General features: G+C 71.0%; 15 protein-coding genes and 1 pseudogene. 8 read left to right on the top strand and 8 right to left on the bottom strand.

Translation table 11 applies throughout. The features are described 5' to 3' along the window. Positions 1-87: 87 nt before the first annotated feature. Positions 88-1,296, bottom strand: coding sequence for a PQQ-dependent sugar dehydrogenase (locus ACLJQZ_RS19045; protein WP_410621319.1), 1,209 nt, complete (start codon positions 1,294-1,296; stop codon positions 88-90). A gap of 65 nt (positions 1,297-1,361) precedes the next feature. Between ACLJQZ_RS19045 and ACLJQZ_RS19040 the strand changes: the two are divergent. After that, a pseudogene (locus ACLJQZ_RS19040) lies at positions 1,362-2,270 on the top strand (2-hydroxyacid dehydrogenase). Positions 2,271-2,320: 50 nt separating this feature from the next. After that, positions 2,321-2,899, top strand: a complete 579-nt coding sequence (locus tag ACLJQZ_RS19035) for a DoxX family protein (RefSeq protein ID WP_410621318.1) — start codon at positions 2,321-2,323, stop codon at positions 2,897-2,899. A gap of 528 nt (positions 2,900-3,427) precedes the next feature. Here ACLJQZ_RS19035 and ilvD read toward each other — a convergent pair. Together ilvD and ACLJQZ_RS19025 are read right to left on the bottom strand one after the other, a co-directional pair. Then, a complete protein-coding gene (ilvD, locus tag ACLJQZ_RS19030; RefSeq protein WP_410621317.1) occupies positions 3,428-5,272 on the bottom strand; it encodes a dihydroxy-acid dehydratase in 1,845 nt (614 codons plus the stop codon). A gap of 103 nt (positions 5,273-5,375) precedes the next feature. Then, positions 5,376-5,825, bottom strand: a complete 450-nt coding sequence (locus ACLJQZ_RS19025; RefSeq protein WP_410621316.1) for a PH domain-containing protein — start codon at positions 5,823-5,825, stop codon at positions 5,376-5,378. A 336-nt stretch (positions 5,826-6,161) separates the two neighbouring features. On the opposite strand from ACLJQZ_RS19025, the gene ACLJQZ_RS19020 reads away from it, so the two are divergent. The 4 genes from ACLJQZ_RS19020 (at position 6,162) to ACLJQZ_RS19005 (ending at position 10,006) form a co-directional block, all read left to right on the top strand. Then, complete coding sequence (locus ACLJQZ_RS19020; protein WP_410621315.1) at positions 6,162-8,054, top strand: acetolactate synthase large subunit; 1,893 nt, start codon at positions 6,162-6,164, stop codon at positions 8,052-8,054. A gap of 1 nt (position 8,055) precedes the next feature. Further along, positions 8,056-8,562: an acetolactate synthase small subunit gene (ilvN, locus tag ACLJQZ_RS19015; protein ID WP_003080760.1), complete on the top strand. Its 507-nt coding sequence runs from the start codon at positions 8,056-8,058 to the stop codon at positions 8,560-8,562. A gap of 33 nt (positions 8,563-8,595) precedes the next feature. Continuing rightward, positions 8,596-9,609, top strand: coding sequence for a ketol-acid reductoisomerase (gene ilvC / locus ACLJQZ_RS19010; protein ID WP_326946881.1), 1,014 nt, complete (start codon positions 8,596-8,598; stop codon positions 9,607-9,609). 130 nt (positions 9,610-9,739) lie between these two features. Next, positions 9,740-10,006: a DUF397 domain-containing protein gene (locus tag ACLJQZ_RS19005; protein WP_410621314.1), complete on the top strand. Its 267-nt coding sequence runs from the start codon at positions 9,740-9,742 to the stop codon at positions 10,004-10,006. Here ACLJQZ_RS19005 and ACLJQZ_RS19000 read toward each other — a convergent pair. The 4 genes from ACLJQZ_RS19000 to ACLJQZ_RS18985 form a co-directional block, all read right to left on the bottom strand. Further along, entirely contained in the window at positions 10,003-10,872 is an 870-nt protein-coding gene (locus ACLJQZ_RS19000) for a nuclear transport factor 2 family protein (protein ID WP_410621313.1), read from the bottom strand. The genes ACLJQZ_RS19005 and ACLJQZ_RS19000 overlap by 4 nt on opposite strands. A 70-nt stretch (positions 10,873-10,942) precedes the next feature. Beyond that, the gene (locus ACLJQZ_RS18995; RefSeq protein WP_410621312.1) at positions 10,943-12,280 is read right to left on the bottom strand and encodes an ankyrin repeat domain-containing protein; all 1,338 of its coding nucleotides are present in this window, start codon (positions 12,278-12,280) and stop codon (positions 10,943-10,945) included. A 147-nt stretch (positions 12,281-12,427) separates the two neighbouring features. Beyond that, positions 12,428-13,255 (bottom strand): TIGR03620 family F420-dependent LLM class oxidoreductase, encoded by an 828-nt coding sequence (locus ACLJQZ_RS18990; protein WP_410621311.1) that lies wholly within the window; start codon positions 13,253-13,255, stop codon positions 12,428-12,430. Then, positions 13,252-14,151: a TIGR03620 family F420-dependent LLM class oxidoreductase gene (locus ACLJQZ_RS18985; RefSeq protein WP_410621310.1), complete on the bottom strand. Its 900-nt coding sequence runs from the start codon at positions 14,149-14,151 to the stop codon at positions 13,252-13,254. The genes ACLJQZ_RS18990 and ACLJQZ_RS18985 overlap by 4 nt, the downstream gene beginning before the upstream one ends. Before the next feature lie 86 nt (positions 14,152-14,237). Between ACLJQZ_RS18985 and ACLJQZ_RS18980 the strand changes: the two genes are divergently transcribed. Continuing rightward, positions 14,238-14,801: a TetR/AcrR family transcriptional regulator gene (locus ACLJQZ_RS18980; protein ID WP_410621309.1), complete on the top strand. Its 564-nt coding sequence runs from the start codon at positions 14,238-14,240 to the stop codon at positions 14,799-14,801. Positions 14,802-14,929: 128 nt separating this feature from the next. Continuing rightward, positions 14,930-16,534, top strand: a complete 1,605-nt coding sequence (gene serA / locus ACLJQZ_RS18975) for a phosphoglycerate dehydrogenase (RefSeq protein ID WP_410621308.1) — start codon at positions 14,930-14,932, stop codon at positions 16,532-16,534. A 48-nt stretch (positions 16,535-16,582) separates the two neighbouring features. Here serA and ACLJQZ_RS18970 read toward each other — a convergent pair whose 3' ends face one another. Then, positions 16,583-17,113, bottom strand: a complete 531-nt coding sequence (locus ACLJQZ_RS18970) for a barstar family protein (protein WP_410621307.1) — start codon at positions 17,111-17,113, stop codon at positions 16,583-16,585. Positions 17,114-17,199: the final 86 nt, after the last annotated feature.

Raw genomic sequence — 17,199 nt, 5'->3', positions numbered from 1 at the left:
CAGATCGCCGGGCGACCGGTCATGTGGCGTTGTCTCGGGCGCGACTACGACTGCGGCACCAGCGTTGAGCGGACAGCAGGCGGGCCGTCAGTCCTTGCCGTTGCCGCCGCCGGAGGTGGCCGGCGTGATCAGGACCACTCGGTCGTCGCTCGAGACCGGGGTGCCGCCGTCCTTGTTGACTGTTCCCGCCACCGCCAGCTGGGGGTTGATCATGCTGATCCCCGCGAGGCGGCCGTACGTGACCGGGGGTTTGCCCGTCTTGCCGTCGAGGCTGATGGTCGGCTTGCCGCTGACCGCGCCCTCCGCCGTCACCGGGAGGTTCTGCAGGTTTCCGGCCAGGGACGTGCCCACCGAGACCGAGCCGTTGGCGTCGACGAAATCCGCGCACCCCGCCACGCCCGGTTTGTCCGGCCACGTCCACGCCGGGGTGGTGAGCGGCTGGCCGGTCTGCACCCGGTACAGCGCGTCCTTGTCGGCCAGCCGGTCGGTGACCCAGACGCGGCCGCCGTCGGCCGAGGCGCAGATGCCGCCCGGGGCGTGGAGGCCCGCCGCCATCGCGATGGCGCCGTTCGGGTTGCCCGCCGCGGCCTTGCCGGACGTGTCGATCCGCAGCACCTTGCCCGCCAGCGACGACGGGTCGGCCGCCGCGTTCGGGTTGCCCGCGTCGCCCGTCGCGACCAGGAGCGCGCCGCGGTTGTCCGTGCCCAGCGAGCCGCGGTTGCCGGTCGCGCCCTTGGGGATGCCCGTGAGCACCGGCTTCGGCGTCTGGCCCTTCGCGAAGCGGACGACGCGGTTGTCCGTCGCCGTCGTCACGTAAGCGAACACGAGCTGGTCCTCGACGTACGACGGCGACAGCGCGAGGCCGGTCAGGCCGCCGTCGCCGGCCGCCTGGACGTCGAGCTTCGCGAACTCCGTGGCGTCCTTGCCGGCCGTGGCCAGCAGGACGCGGCCGCTCTTGCGCTCGCCCGCGAGCGCGCTCGGCGTGGAGCCGTCGCCCGGCAGGCCGGCGACCGCGGCCACCGTGTCCAGGCAGGTCGCGATCACCGTCTGGTCGAAATCCTTGCAACCCTGCGGCGGCGGGATCGTCGTGGCCGGCTGACCAGGGCGGGCCTGCTTGCCGTCGCCACCGGAGTCCGAGCCCGGACCCTGCACCTCGGGAGGTGATTCGGGGCTCGCGACCGGCGCTGGGCTGAACGTCTGGCCCGCCGCGGTGTCGTCGAACCGCGCACAACCGGCGGGCAGCAGGGCGCCGCAGGCTAGAATCGCCAGCAAGGCCGACCGGTACCGGGTTCGCATGATCGCCCAGCCTAGGGGCCGGTGCGTGAACCATGGGTGAGTACTCCTCGATTACCGTGGCGATCATGACTCTGACCGTGCTGGTGCCCGACGACGAAGGGCTGTCCGTGCTGGCCGAGGTGCCGCGGGTGCTCCCGGTGCGCTACCAGTGGGGCGAGCCGGTGCCACTCGAGGCCGCGAAGGCGGAGGTGCTCATCCCCGGCAAGCACCGCGCCGGCGACGAGCTGTGGCGCGCGTTGCCGAACCTGAAGCTGATCCAGCTGCTGTCCGCCGGCGCCGAGGACTGGATCGGCAACGTGCCGGACGGCGTCCTGCTGTCCACCTGCCGCGGTGCGCACGGTGGCAGCACCGCCGAGTGGGTCGTCGCCGCGCTGTTGTCGATTTATCGCAAACTCGACGTCTTCGCCGACGCGCGCCGCGAGGGCCGCTGGGCGCGGCAGACCGCCGACACGCTGCAGGGCAAGCGCGTCCTCGTGATCGGGGCCGGCGACCTCGGGTAGCACCTGCGGCGGCGGCTCGAGCCGTTCGACGCGCGCTGCACCATGGTCGGGCTGACCGCACGGGACGGCGTGCACGGCGTGCAGGAGCTGCCCGGGCTGCTCGGCCTGCACGACGCCGTCGTGCTGATGGTGCCGCTGACCTCGCGCACCCGCGGGATGGTCGACGCGGACTTCCTCGCCGAGATGCGGGACGGCGCGGTGCTGGTGAACGTCGCGCGCGGCAGCGTCGTGGACACCGGTGCCCTGGTCGCCGAGCTGACCACGGGCCGGCTGCGGGCCGCGCTCGACGTCACCGATCCGGAGCCACCGCCGGCCGGGCACCCGCTGTGGACCGTTCCGGGGCTGCTGCTCACTCCGCACATCGGCGGCACCGTGCGCGGCGTGCGCGGGCGGTCGTACGCCGTCGCCGCGGCCGAGATCGCGCGCTACGCCGGGGGCGAGCTGCCGGACAACCTGGTGCACGGGGAGTACTGAGCGCGGCGCGCTGCCTCGCCAGGCCCGCGCGGATCCCCTACCCTTCGCGCGTGACCAGTGCAGACGACTTCTCGCAGCAGCCCACCAGCGTCCTGTCGGGTGTCGAGGACGACGGGCCGGCCGACGACGGTCCCCGCCAGGGCGGGCTCGGGCTCGGCCTGCTGATCCTGCGGCTGGCGATCGGCGTGACCATGGGGGCGCACGGCCTGCAGCACCTGTTCGGCCTGTTCGGCGGGCCGGGCATCGGCGGGTTCGCGCGGATGCTGGAGACGTTCGGCTACCACAAGCAGACGACGCTGCTGTCGTGGATCACCGGCATCACCGAACTCGCGGGCGGAGCGCTCGTGGTCGTCGGGTTGTTCACGCCGCTGGCCGCGGCGGGGCTGCTGGGGGTGGCCGCGAACGCGGTCTACGCGAAGTTCCACGGCGGGTTCTTCGAGGGGCAGGGTCAGGGCTTCGAGTTCGAGCTGGTGCTCGGTCTCGGCGCGTTGAGCCTGCTGTTCACCGGCGCCGGGCCGATTTCGCTGGAGCGGAACACGCCTTGGCGACGGCGGCCGTTGCCGCTGGGACTGGTGAGCCTGTTGCTCGCCGCCGCGGCTTCGGTCGTGGTCATCGTGCTGACCCGATAGGGGACTGTGGACAACTTCCGACTCGGACGGCCGGCTGTGGACAGCTCAGCTGTGCGGGTCGGAAGTTGTCGGTGGTCGCCGGTAGCGTGGAAAACGGGGGTCCCCCCGCGGCCCGGGGAGCTGAACCGGGCTTCGTGACGGGCTGGTTCCGCGAAGGTCGGCTTCGGCAAACGGCAGACGTCCCGGGTGGGTGAAGGCGGCTGGGGGCGTGGTCGTTCGTTGGGACACGTGACGGCCGACCGGGAATGTGGCCGCCTCTGGGGTACGTGGAGGCTGGTCGGGAGCGTGGTCGTCCGCGCGGATGCGCGATGGTCAGCGGGGGCGTTCGCTCGGGTACGCGGTGGCTGGTCGGCGAAGTGTCCGCTCGCATGGATGCGTGAAGACCGACCGGGGAAGCGGCGTTCGCTCGGATACGGGGTGGCCGGCCGCTGACGTACACGCAAAAGCAGGCTGTGGGGGCGTGGTCGAGAAAGTGCGAAGGCCGCCCCCAGGAAACCGGGGCGGCCTTCGGGCAGCTCGAGTGAGTGCTTACTTGTTCGGGTCGCGGACCGCGCCCGTGTCGGCCGACGTCGCCATGCGGGCGTAGGCGCGCAGGGCCGCCGTGATGGGGCGCTCGCGGTCCTTCGGCTGCCACGGTCGCTCCGCCGTCTCCATCTTCGAACGGCGCTCTGCCAGGATTTCCGCGTCCACCAGGAGTTCCAGGCGGCGCTCGTGGACGTCCAGGACGATCTTGTCGCCGTTTTCGACCAAGGCGATCAGGCCGCCCGCCGCCGCCTCCGGGGAGATGTGGCCGACCGAGATGCCCGATGAACCTCCCGAAAACCTGCCGTCCGTGATCAGGGCGCACTTCTTGCCCAGGCCCGAACCCTTGAGGAACGCCGTCGGGTGCAGCATCTCCTGCATGCCCGGGCCGCCCGCGGGGCCTTCGTAGCGGATGACCAGGACCTCGCCCGGCTGGATCTCCTTCTTGAGGATCGCCGACACGGCTTCCTCCTGGCTCTCCAGCACCCGCGCGGGTCCTTCGAAGTGCCACAGCTCTTCGTCGATGCCCGCGGACTTGATCACCGCGCCGTTCTCGGCGAGGTTGCCGCGCAGGATGGCCAGGCCGCCGTCCTTCGTGTACGCGTGCTCGACGTCGCGGATGCAGCCGCCCGCGGCGTCCGTGTCCAGCGACGACCAGCGGTTCTCCGTCGAGAACGCCTGCGTCGTGCGGACTCCGCCCGGTGCCGCGTGGAAGAGTTCCACCGCGGTCTCGGAAGGCGACGAAGCGCGGATGTCCCAGGCGGAAAGCCAGGATTCGATGTCGGGGGAGTGCACCGAGCGGACGTCGGTGTTGAGCAGCCCGCCGCGGTACAGCTCGCCCAGGATCGCCGGGATTCCGCCCGCGCGGTGGACGTCTTCCATGTGGTAGTCGGAGTTCGGCGCCACCTTGGACAGGCAGGGGACGCGACGGCCGATCGCGTCGATGTCGTCGATCGTGAAGTCGACCTCGCCCTCCCGGGCGGCGGCGAGGATGTGCAGCACCGTGTTCGTCGAGCCGCCCATCGCCATGTCGAGGGCCATCGCGTTCTCGAACGCCGCCTTCGACGCGATCGAGCGCGGCAGCGCCGAGTCGTCGTCCTGCTCGTACCAGCGCTTGCAGAGCTCGACGACCGTCCGGCCGGCTTCCTCGAACAGCGCGCGCCGCGCGGCGTGCGTGGCCAGCGTCGAGCCGTTGCCCGGCAGCGACAGGCCCAGCGCCTCGGTCAGGCAGTTCATCGAGTTGGCGGTGAACATGCCGGAGCACGAGCCGCAGGTCGGGCAGGCCGAACGCTCGACGATGTCGAGGCCGTCCTCGTCGACCTCGGGGCTGGCCGATGCGGCGATCGCGGTGATCAGGTCGGTCGGGGCCTGCGCGACGCCGCCCACGACCACGGCCTTGCCGGCCTCCATCGGCCCGCCGGAGACGAACACGACCGGGATGTTCAGCCGCATCGCGGCGTTGAGCATGCCCGGGGTGATCTTGTCGCAGTTGGAGATGCAGACGAGGGCGTCGGCCTGGTGCGCGTTGACCATGTACTCGACCGAGTCGGCGATGATCTCGCGCGAGGGCAGCGAGTAGAGCATGCCGGAGTGGCCCATCGCGATGCCGTCGTCGACGGCGATCGTGTGGAACTCGCGCGCGACGCCGCCGGCTTCCTTGACCGCGCCGGCGACGATCTCGCCGAGGTCCTTGAGGTGCACGTGGCCGGGCACGAACTGCGTGTAGGAGTTGGCGATCGCCACGATCGGCTTGCCGAAGTCGCTGTCGGTCATGCCGGTGGCGCGCCAGAGCGAGCGCGCGCCCGCCGCGTTGCGGCCGTGGGTGGTGGTCCGGGAACGGAGAGGCGGCACGGCGAACTCCCAGGTCGGATGGGGGCCAGGCGGAGGTTCGGGACGCTCCGCAGAAACTGGTCCTACCAATTTAGACCTTCACGGGGCCGCGCCGCCGTGGGGGTTACTCGCTGGGCGACGTCTCGGGCTTGGCCGGCTTGACGTCCTCGGTGTCCAGCAGCCCGCTCGGGTCGGCGACGAGGCCCTCGCTCACCAGCGACAACACCGGCAGGTGGCGGGTCCGCACGGTCGGCAGCGGCACCTTCGTGTCGTCCGTCAGCACGGCCTGGACGCGGGATCGCTTGGTGATCGCCAGCCCCTTCAACGCCGACCACGGCACGTCGCGGTGGCCGAACATCGTGCGCGTCGCCAGGCCTTCGCGCGTCGCGACGGTGCGGGTGCGGATCACGAACACCGCCAGCGCGATCGGGAAGACGTAGAGCCACTGCAGGTACGGGATCTCCCCGAGGGCGATCGGCGTCACACAGATCGTCAGGAGCGCGATCGCCATGAACGACGTGCGGGGGATGCGGAAGACGGCCTTCCGGCCCGTGTCCTGCTCTTTTTCGGCCACGCCGAAATGGTGCACCGCCCGGCGCGAGCACGGGAAACCGGGTCGGTGCGGACGTGACACGCGCCGCCCACGTGTCCACGATGCGGACTCTCCGTCCCGCAGAGTTGACACTTGAGAGACCTTCGGACTAGCGTCAGCGTCGTGACACCGCTGACCGGCCTCGTACTTCCCAAGCGCGTCGACGCTTAGGGAAGTCTTTCCGCTGCGTCGACGCGCGACCCTCGTGCGACCTTACGGTCGGCGAGGGTTTTTTGTTGCCCGAGGGAAGCAATTCCTGGCCCCACCGCACAAAAACCGACCCGAACGAGTGACACCGAGACCCACGAGGCAGAACCGATGACCAGTGCCACAAACCCGACGAAGCCGGGCCCGGCGCCCGGCGCGCCAGGAGCACGTCCGAAGCCGGCGCCACCGGCGGGAACCCCGGTGCGCGTCACCGGCGCGCAGTCGCTCGTGCGCTCGCTCGAGGCCGTCGGCGCCGAGGTGGTCTTCGGGATTCCGGGCGGCACCATCCTGCCCGCCTACGACCCGCTGCTGGACTCCACGAAGGTCCGCCACATCCTGGTCCGCCACGAGCAGGGCGCGGGCCACGCGGCCACCGGCTACGCGCAGGCCACCGGCAAGGTCGGCGTCTGCATGGCCACCTCCGGCCCCGGCGCGACGAACCTGGTCACCCCGCTGGCCGACGCGAACATGGACTCCGTCCCGGTCGTGGCCATCACCGGCCAGCAGAGCCGGGCGCTGATCGGCACCGACGCGTTCCAGGAAGCCGACATCTGCGGCATCACCATGCCGATCACCAAGCACAACTTCCTCGTCACGGACCCCGCGGACATCCCGCGGACCATCGCCGAGGCGTTCCACCTGGCGTCCACGGGCCGACCCGGCCCGGTCCTGGTGGACATCCCCAAGGACGTGCTGCAGGAGATGACCTCGTTCTCCTGGCCGACCGAGCTGCGCCTCCCGGGCTACCGCCCGACGCTGCGCCCGCACGGCAAGCAGGTCCGCGAAGCCGCGAAGCTCGTCGCGAAGTCGCGTCGCCCAGTGCTCTACGTCGGCGGCGGCGTGATCAAGGCGGAGGCGCACGAGCAGCTGAAGCAGCTCGCCGAGCTGACCGGCATCCCCGTCGTCACCACGCTGATGGCGCGCGGCGCGTTCCCCGACTCGCACCCGCAGCACCTCGGCATGCCGGGCATGCACGGCACGGTCGCCGCGGTCGCCGCGATGCAGCGCGCCGACCTGCTGATCGCGCTCGGCGCCCGGTTCGACGACCGCGTCACCGGCCAGCTCTCGTCGTTCGCGCCGGACGCCGCCATCGTGCACGCCGACATCGATCCGGCCGAGATCTCCAAGAACCGCAAGGCGGACGTCCCGATCGTGGGCGACTGCAAGGAGATCATCGGCGAGCTGATCACCGCCGTGCAGACCGAGTTCGACCACGGCGGCAAGCCCGACCTCACCGACTGGTGGACCCAGGCCGACGGCTGGCGCAAGAACTACCCGGCCGGTTACGAGTGGCCGGACGACGGTTCGCTGTCGCCGCAGTACGTCATCGAGCGGATCGGCCAGATCGTCGGCCCGGACGCGGTGTACGCCGCCGGCGTCGGCCAGCACCAGATGTGGGCCGCGCAGTTCGTCAAGTACGAGAACCCGCGCACCTGGATCAACTCCGGCGGCCTCGGCACCATGGGCTATGCGGTGCCCGCGGCGATGGGCGCGCAGTTCGGCGTCCCCGGCACCCAGGTGTGGGCGATCGACGGCGACGGCTGCTTCCAGATGACCAACCAGGAGCTGGCCACCTGCGCCATCGAGGGCGCGCCGATCAAGGTCGCCGTCATCAACAACGGCAACCTGGGCATGGTCCGGCAGTGGCAGAACCTCTTCTACTCGGGGCGGTACTCCAACACCGACCTCGGCACGCACAAGCACCGCATCCCGGACTTCGTGCTGCTCGCCGAGGCGCTGGGCTGCGCCGGGCTGCGCTGCGAGACGAAGGAAGACGTCGACGCCACCATCCGCCGCGCGATGGAGATCAACGACCGCCCCGTCGTGATCGACTTCGTCGTGGGGAAGGATGCCCAGGTGTGGCCGATGGTCGCGGCCGGCACCGGCAACGACGAGATCATGGCGGTCCGGGGCATCCGGCCGCTGTTCGACGACGACGAGGTTTCGGTGGAGACGGTCAAGGAAGACACAGTCGCCCATGCCGCTGGGGAAGGTGAGCGCTGAGATGAGCGTCCACACGCTGAGTGTCCTGGTCGAGAACAAGCCGGGTGTGCTCGCGCGCGTCTCGGGGCTGTTCTCCCGCCGCGGTTTCAACATCGAGTCCCTCGCCGTCGGGCCCACGGAGAACCCCGAGGTGTCCCGCATGACGATCGTGGTCGCCGTCGAAGAGCTACCGCTCGAACAGGTGACCAAACAGCTCAACAAGCTGGTCAACGTGATCAAGATCGTCGAGCTGGAGCAGTCGACCGCCGTGCAGCGCGAACTGCTGCTCGTGAAGGTTCGCGCCGACAACACCGTGCGCAGCCAGGTCCTCGAAACCGTCCAGCTCTTCCGGGCCAAGGTGGTGGACGTCTCCCCGGAGGCGCTCACCGTCGAAGCCACGGGGACGTCCGACAAGATCGGTGCCCTGCTGCGGATGCTGGAGCCCTATGGCATCCGCGAGCTGGTGCAGTCCGGCATGGTCGCGGTGGGGCGGGGCGCCCGTTCCATCACCGCCACATCACCGCGTTAAAGAAGTAAGTCTCGAAAGGAAGCAGTAACCCCCATGGCAGTGGAAATCTTCTACGACGACGACGCCGACCTCTCGATCATCCAGGGGCGCAAGGTCGCTGTCATCGGCTACGGCAGCCAGGGCCACGCCCACTCGCTGAGCCTGCGCGACTCCGGCGTCGACGTCCGCATCGGCCTGCCCGAGGGGTCCAAGTCGCGGGCGAAGGCCGAGGAGCAGGGCCTGCGCGTGCTCACCCCGGCCGAGGCGTCGGCCGAAGCCGACCTGATCATGATCCTGGCGCCGGACACGAAGCAGCGCCACATCTACGAGCAGGACATCGCGCCGAACCTGAAGGACGGCGACGCGATCTTCTTCGGGCACGGCTTCAACATCCGCTACGACCTGATCAAGCCGCCGTCGAACGTCGACGTCGCCATGGTCGCCCCCAAGGGCCCGGGCCACCTCGTGCGCCGCCAGTTCGTCGACGGCAAGGGCGTCCCGGCGCTCATCGCGGTCGAGCAGGACGCCACCGGCAACGCCCAGGCGCTCGCGCTGTCCTACGCCGCGGCCATCGGCGGTGCCCGCGCCGGCGTCATCAAGACGACCTTCACCGAGGAGACCGAGACCGACCTCTTCGGCGAGCAGGCCGTGCTCTGCGGTGGCGCGTCCGCGCTGGTGCAGACCGGTTTCGAGGTGCTCACCGAGGCCGGTTACGCCCCGGAGATCGCCTACTTCGAGGTGCTGCACGAGCTGAAGCTGATCGTCGACCTGATGTACGAGGGCGGCATCGCGCGCCAGCGCTACTCGATCTCCGACACTGCCGAGTACGGCGACCTGACCCGCGGCCCGCGCGTCATCTCGCCGGCGGTCAAGGAAGAGATGAAGAAGATCCTCGGCGAGATCCAGGACGGCACGTTCGCCCGCGAATGGGTCGCCGAGGACGAGGCCGGCCGGCCGAACTTCACCAAGCTCGAGGAGCAGGGCAACCAGCACCCGATCGAGGCGACCGGCAAGAAGCTGCGCGACCTGATGTCGTGGGTGGACCGGCCGATCACCGAGACCGCCTGAGTTCCCGCTGGGTTTCGCATAGGTCCGTGAAGGCCTCCTTACCGGCGCAAGATGCCGGTAAGGAGGCCTTCACGGCTTTCCGGGGCAGGGGAGCGGTTTCGTTCGGTGCCCGGGTGGTTACGCTGACGGCATGAGTGAGCAGCCGGCCGACGACAAGGCGCACATCCGGCACCACCTGGACCTCACCGAGGCCGAGTGGATCCGGGCCGAGCCCGAGGGCGTCACGCTCGACGAGGTCGCCGAGTACGCGTTCGTCCCGCACACCGACGGCGTCACCTACGTCGCGATGCGGAAGTCGACGGACCCCGGCGGCACGGTCCTCGTCTTCACCCCCGCGGAGTGGGACGCCTTCGTGAAGGGCGTCCGCGACGGCGAGTTCGACTTCCCCGGCGCCTAGGAACCCAGGCGGGCGGCCAAAGCGGGAATCGTGCCGGTGTCACCCGCGACGGCGAGGTGGTCGCCGTAGTCGCGGGACTCGACGATCAGGCCGTCGCGGATCCGCATCACGAAGATGTTCGCGATCCGCACCGGACGGCCGCCGTACTCGCCCTGGTAGGCGAACTCGCCGATCAGCACCTCCGGGTCCGTGCTCCGGTAGGTGACCAGGTCCGCGACCGAAAAGCCGGGGTTGAGCGCCTTCCCGGCTTCGAAGTGCGCGCGCAGCTCGTCGCGCGTCCGCACCACGCCCGAGCCCGGCAGGAACGGGTGCGTCACGTGGGTTTCCTCGGCGTAGAGCTCCGGCAGCTCGTCCCAGCGCGCGCCCGCGACGCCGTGGACGAGCCGCTCGAACACACTGCCCGCGCTCTCCGGCGTGACCGGTGAGAGCTCCCGCGGCGGCGCCTGTTCGTACGCCTTCGGCAGCTGGTCGACGCCGTCGCGGATCGCGGCCAGCCGCAGGTAGTCGTGGTAGTCGCGAGATCCGATGATCAGGCCGTCGCGGATCCGCAGGACCTGGATGTTGGCCGTGACGTCGGTCTTGCCGGTCTCGACCGACTCGGCGTCGTAGTCGTACTCGGCGATGATCACCTCGGGGTCCGTGGTCTCGTGGACGACGACGTTCTTGCGCTTGAGCCGGACCATCCCGGCGAGCGTGCCGGCGAACCGCTCGTGGACGGCCGCGCGGCCGGTGATGCGCGTCGGCCGCGGCACGGCCTGGGGGTGCTCGACGACGGTGTCCTCGGCGTAGAGCGCGGAAAGCTCGCCGAACCGTCCTTCGCTGATGCCGTCGGACAGCGCGGCGAACACGTCGCGGGGTGAGTTCACGAAATCCTCCCAGAAGACAAAACGGAGTCTGTAGTCCGTCTCGACGATACGGACTACAGACTCCGTTTGTCTACAGGGTAGCCAGCAGCTCCTTCGCGGCCGGCTGGTCGCAGTGCTCGGCCCAGGACTCCGGCATGCTGTCGAACAGCGCGTCCCGCGCGGCCAGGTCGGCACCGCCTTCGACGAGCACCCGGATCACGTCGAGGTGCCCGGACTGCGCCGCCAGGTGCAGGGCGGTGGCGCCTTCACCGTGGTTCGGGCCGCCGAACGTGCCCGCGTGGTTCACGTCGGCGCCGAGGTCCAGCAACGTCCGGACCGCCGTGAGCTTGCCGGACGCGGCCGCCCAGGTCAGGGCCGTGCCGCGGTAGACGTCGGCGTCGATGCGGGCGCCGCGCGCGACGAGCGTGCGCAGGGCGCCGGCGCGGTCGTTGCGGGCCGCCCAGGCCAGGGCCTCGTCGCGGACCTCCGCCGGGTCGTCGCCCGGGCGCCAGGCCGGGAAGCCGCTGTGCGGGCGGTAGAACCCGCGGTGATCACCCGCGGCCGGGGCCAGGGTGCCGTCCGGTTTCAGCAGCTCGTCGAGGAGCGCGGCGTGGCCGAGCCCGGCCGCGACGCGCAGGTTGCCGGGGGCGAGATCCCGGGCCGCCAGCTTTTCCGCCGCCTTGCGGTGTCCCCAGAACAAGGCGACGACCAGGGGAGTACCGCCGTCACCGCGCGCGGAGACGGCGACCGGCGCGCCCGCGTCGAGCAGGAGGTCGACGAGCCGCGCCTGGTTGCTGTAGGTGGCCTGGTGCAGCGGTGTCCAGCCGTGGACGTTGCCGCGCGCCGGGTCCGCGCCGTGGTCCAGCAGAACCCGGCTGAGCCGCTCGTCACCGGTCGCGCCGGCCATGCCGAGCAGGTCGTTGCCGTTGGTGCCGCGGGCGGTGACGAGCCCGGGGAACTCGTCGAGGAGGGTCGCCAGCGCGTCGGGATCCCGCGCCTCGACCGCGCGGTACGCCCGTGCGAACGGCTCCCCGCTGTCCACAAGCGACTTGATGTACTCGCGAAGTGCTTTCCAGGAAACGAAACCGTGCTCGCGGGCGACGACCACGCGGGCGCCGTCGCGGGTGACCGGCTGGCTCCAGCGGTCGAACGGCTCCCGCGCACCGGACGTCTCGTCTTCCGCGGACGCGAGCAGGCCGAGCGCGCGCTCGGCGTAGTAGTGGACGTCCTGGTGGTACGGGTGCTGCAGGGTTTCGCCGTGCTCGGTGACGCGCCGGACGTACGCCTGCAGCTTCGGCCAGCTCGGGAAACCGTGCTCGCGCGCGATCCGGAACTGCGCTTCGGACAGCTTCACGGCTTCGGCGCGCGCGAGGTCTTTCGCGCGTTTGCGGAGCTGGTCCAGGCTGGGTTTGGCGGGCAACGTGCCCATGGTGCCTCCTTTCCTCGGGCGCCCGTGGTCCGCCGGCACCGGGCAGGAAAGAAGGTGCGGAGCTGGTGGTGCGGTGCTGCGGGGGTGGGCTCGGCCCTTTCCGCGGACGGGACGCGGCCCTCACCGCGTCCCGCCAGCCTACCCCGGTCAGGGGACGAGTGTGGACAGATGGCGGTAGGAGTCCTTGGTGCGGGCCAGGACCTGGACGCAGACGTGGTCGGCGCCGGCGTCGAGGTGGGCCCGGATCCGGTCGGTCACCCGCTGCTCGCCGCCGAAGGCGACCAGGGCGTCGACCAGGCGGTCGCTGCCGCCGTCGGCCAGGTCCTCGTCGGTGAAGCCGAGCCGGCGGAGGTTCGCCTGGTGGTGCGGGGCGAGCTGCACGTACGTGCCGACGTGCTCCCGGGCCGCTTCGCGGGCCGCCTCGGGGGACGAGTCCAGCACCACCGCCTGCTCGACGGCCAGGTACTTGTCCGGGCCGAGCCGTTCCCGCGCCACCGCCGTGTGCTCGGGCGGGACGAAGTACGGGTGGGCGCCGTCCGCCCGCTCGGCCGCCAGGTCGAGGGCGCGCGGGCCGAGCGCCGCGAGCAGCCGGCGCGGGCGGGGTGCCGGCGGTGGCAGCCCCGGCAGCTCGGCAGCGTCCATCCCGGCCAGGTACTCGCGCATCGCCGAAACCGGGCGCGCACCGGGGAAGTGGCCGCCGAGCCCGACGGTGAACCGGCCCGGGTAGGCCTCGCCCAGCGCGCGCGTCGCCGCCTCCGCCGTGATCGGCGCCCGCCGGTCGAAGCGGGCGATCCCGGTGGCCACGGTGAGGCGCGAGGTCGCCGCCAGGATCAGCGCGGCCTGGGTGAACGCCTCCCGCCCGGCGTACTCGCCGAACCAGAGCGTGTCGAAGCCCAGCTCCTCGACTTCGGCGGCGGTCTCCCGCAGCTCGCCGATCGGGGCGTCCTCGAAGAACTGCCAGATCCCGACGCTCACCGGACCACCGCCGGCGCCAGCTCGGCCAGGATGTCCACAGTGGAGTCGAACGTGGCCGCGGACGGCGTCAGCAGCACGTGGTCCGCGCCCGCGTCGAGCAGCTCGTCCAGGCGTTTCGCGATGGTTCCCGCGTCACCCCACAGGACGAGGTCGTCGACGAACCGGTCGCTCGGGCCGTCGATGTCGGCTTCGGTGTAGCCGAGCCGTTTCCAGCCCGCGAGGTAGGCCTCGATGTGGTGCTCGCGCGAGAGCGCCACCCGCTTCCGGACGCTTTCGCGGGCGTCCTCGCGGGTGCCGAGCAGCACCGTCTGCTGCGGGATCAGCAGCTTGTCCGGTCCGAGGATCTCCCGGGCGTACGGCGTGTGGCTGACGGGCTGGGCGAACGGGTGCGCGCCGTCCGCGTGGTCGCGGGACAGCTCCAGCATCTTCGGCCCGACGGCGGCCAGCACGCGCGGAAACGCCACCGGGGCCGGGTTTTCCGCGGCGCTGGCGTCCATTTCGGACAGGTAGGCGCGCATCCGGTCGATCGGCCGGTACGCCTCGCCGGCCTTCGCCGCCTGGAACGCGTGCCCGACGCCGACACCGAGCACGAACCGGCCGGGGTGGGCTTGGGCCAGCGTGGCGCCGCCCTTCTCGGCGGTCACCCCCGGCCGGGCCCAGAGGTTGGCGATGCCGGTGCCGAGCACGACGTCGGGCACCGACGCGAGCAGGTCGCCGAAGTGGGCGAACACCTCGCGCGAGCCGGGGCCTTCGCCGCTCCAGACCGAGCGGTAGCCGAGCTCGGCAAGCCGGCGGGTGGCCGCGCGCTCGACGTCCGGCGGCGGGGCCAGCGGGGCACTCGGCAGCCAGGCGCCGATGGCGCCGAGCCGGGCCCGGGTTTCTTCGATCAGGGTCATCCTCGTCCCTCCAGTAATATGAGGCTGCCTCCGGTTAATATACGGAGGCAGCCTCCGATTGGCTACCCGGTAAGCTCGGAAGGGCGATGACCGAAGTCAAGCCGATGCGCGCGGACGCCCGCCGCAACTACGAACGCCTCCTGGCGGAGGCGCAGCGAGCCTTCGCCGAACACGGCGTCGAGGCTTCGCTGGAGGACATCGCCCGCCGGGCCGGCGTCGGCATCGGCACGCTCTACCGGCACTTCCCGACCCGGGATGCCCTGCTCGAGACCCTCCTGCGGGCCCGGTTCGACGGCCAGGCCGAGCGGGCGCGCGAGCTGCTCACCGACCCGGCGCCCCTTGACGCGCTGCAGGCGTGGCTGCTCGGGCTCGGCGACACCACCGGCACGTTCCGGGGCCTGGCCGAGCTGACGGCCGACGCGCTCAACGACGAGACGTCCCGCTTGTACGCTTCGTGTCACGCCATGCGGGACGCGGCGTCCCAGCTGGTGGAACGCGCGAAGGCGGCGGGGGAGCTGCGCGCGGACGTCACCACGCACGAACTGCTTCTGTTGCTGCACGCGGCATCCTGGGCGGGGCCACATCTGCCCGGTGACGCGGGCATGCAGCGCCTGCTGGCTCTTGTTTTCGAGGGATTACGAGCGAGTTAACACCGTGGGAAGCCAGGACGTGCTCCTGCGCGTTAAACTCCCGCTCGACTGCCGCACAACGACGTGCTGAGACCGTCTGTCGACACATATGAACGTCCTGGAAGTGACCAGATAGTGGGAGCAGCATCGTGAGCAAGCCCAGTCTCCAACGTCCAGTTGTCCTCATCGCGGAGAAGCTCGCCCCCTCCGTGCTGAGTGTGTTCGGTGACGAGGTGGAGGTCCGGCACGTCGACGGCACGGACCGATCCGCGCTGCTGGAGGCGGTGAAGAGCGCCGACGCGCTCCTGGTCCGGTCCGCGACCAAGGTCGACGCCGAGGTCTTCGCCGCCACGACCCAGCTCAAGGTCGTCGCCCGGGCCGGGGTCGGCCTGGACAACGTCGAGGTGCCCGCCGCCACCGAGCGCGGTGTCCTCGTCGTGAACGCCCCGACGTCCAACATCGTCTCCGCCGCCGAGCACGCCGTGGCGCTGCTGCTGGCCGTCGCACGACGCATCCCGGCCGCCGACCAGAGCCTGCGCGGCGGCGAGTGGAAGCGCAGCTCGTTCTCCGGTGTCGAGCTGCAGGGCAAGATCGTCGGCGTCGTCGGCCTCGGCAAGATCGGCCAGCTGTTCGCGCAGCGCCTCGCCGCGTTCGACGCCAAGCTCATCGCGTACGACCCCTACGTCTCGGCCGCGCGCGCCGCGCAGCTGGGCATCGAGCTCGTCACCCTCGACGAGCTGCTGACCCGCGCCGACGCGATCTCCATCCACCTGCCGAAGACGCCGGAGACCAAGGGCCTCATCGACGCCGCCGCGCTGAAGAAGACCAAGCCGGGCGTCATCATCGTGAACGCCGCCCGCGGCGGGCTGATCGTCGAGCAGGACCTGGCCGACGCGCTGCGCTCGGGCCACGTCGGCGGCGCCGGCGTCGACGTCTTCGTCACCGAGCCGACCACGTCCAGCCCGCTGTTCGAGCTGGAGAACGTCGTCGTCACCCCGCACCTGGGCGCGTCCACCGCCGAGGCGCAGGACCGCGCGGGCACCGACGTCGCGAAGTCGACGCTGCTGGCCCTGCGCGGCGACTTCGTGCCGGACGCGGTGAACGTCTCCGGCGGCGGCACGGTCGGCGAGCACGTGCGCCCGTACCTGTCGCTGGTGCAGAAGCTGGGCACGCTGCTCACCGCGCTCAACCCGAAGGCGCCGACGTCGGTCGAGGTCGTCGTCAAGGGCGAGCTGTCCAACGAAGACACCGGCGTGCTGCAGCTGGCCGCGCTGCGCGGGGTGTTCACCGGCGTGGTCGAGGACCAGGTCACGTTCGTCAACGCGCCGCAGCTGGCCGAGAAGCTCGGCGTCCAGGTGCAGCTGACCACGGAGTCGGAGAGCCCCAAGTTCCGCAACCTGGTCACCCTGCGCGCGGTGCACGCCGACGGCGCGACGCTGACGGTGTCCGGCTCGGTCACCGGCAAGGACGAGGCCGAGAAGCTCGTCGAGGTCAACGGCCGCGGGTTCGACCTGCGCGCCGAAGGCACCGTGCTGCTGGTCGAGTACCCGGACCGCCCGGGCGTGATGGGCCGCGTCGGCACGCTGCTCGGCGAAGCCGGCATCAACATCGAGGCCGCGCAGATCAGCCAGACCACCGACGGCTCCGACGCCGTGATGCTGCTGCGCGTCGACCGCCACATCGACGCGCACCTGCTGGAGCCGATCGGCGCCGCGGTGGGCGCGCACACGATCCGCGCCGTCGACTTCAGCTGACGTTTCGCGCTTTCGAAGGCCCCCGCACCCGGTTCGGTGCGGGGGCCTTCAGGCGTTTCCGGGCCCTCGGTTCGCGTTCAGCCACTCGGCGCGGTTCCAGCTCACGGACGAGGCGCCGACCGGCGCGAAGAGGATGTCCGGATCGTCGCTCTGCACCAGGACGACGAGCGGACTGCCGAACAGCATCGCGACCCGTGAGTGGCTCGCCAGCAGGTCCAGCACGATCTGGGCCGACCGCGGGCTGCGCGCGGCGTACGCGTCGTAGCCGGTGAAGACGATCGCGAGCCCGGCCGAGTCCGGCGACCACCCGTAGTCGCGGGCGATGACGTCACGCAGGCAGTCGTTGAGCGCGTCGAGGTTCTGCCCGTAGTAGTCCGGGAAGTCGAGCGCCGCGGCGACGGCGGTGTGCATGTCGTGATCGGACGTCCACTCGCGCGCGCTCAGCCGGGTGAGCTGGTAGTCGTGCTCCACCAGCCATTCCGTCGTCTCGGTCAGCAGCCGCGGCCGCCAGAACAGTGTCACCGGACCGTCGCGCAGCAGGCTGAACGCGAGGTCGTTCCGGGGCTCGTAGCGGCGCATGGCTGACGAGAGTATCGGCAATCACATTCACATAACGGACTTCTTTGCCTACCTAAGTAGGTGTTTTGGGGCATTAGGTTCTCCCC

Source organism: Amycolatopsis sp. cmx-8-4, from assembly GCF_046548675.1.
Lineage (GTDB): Bacteria > Actinomycetota > Actinomycetes > Mycobacteriales > Pseudonocardiaceae > Amycolatopsis.
This window is presented reverse-complemented; position numbering and strand designations above follow the sequence as displayed.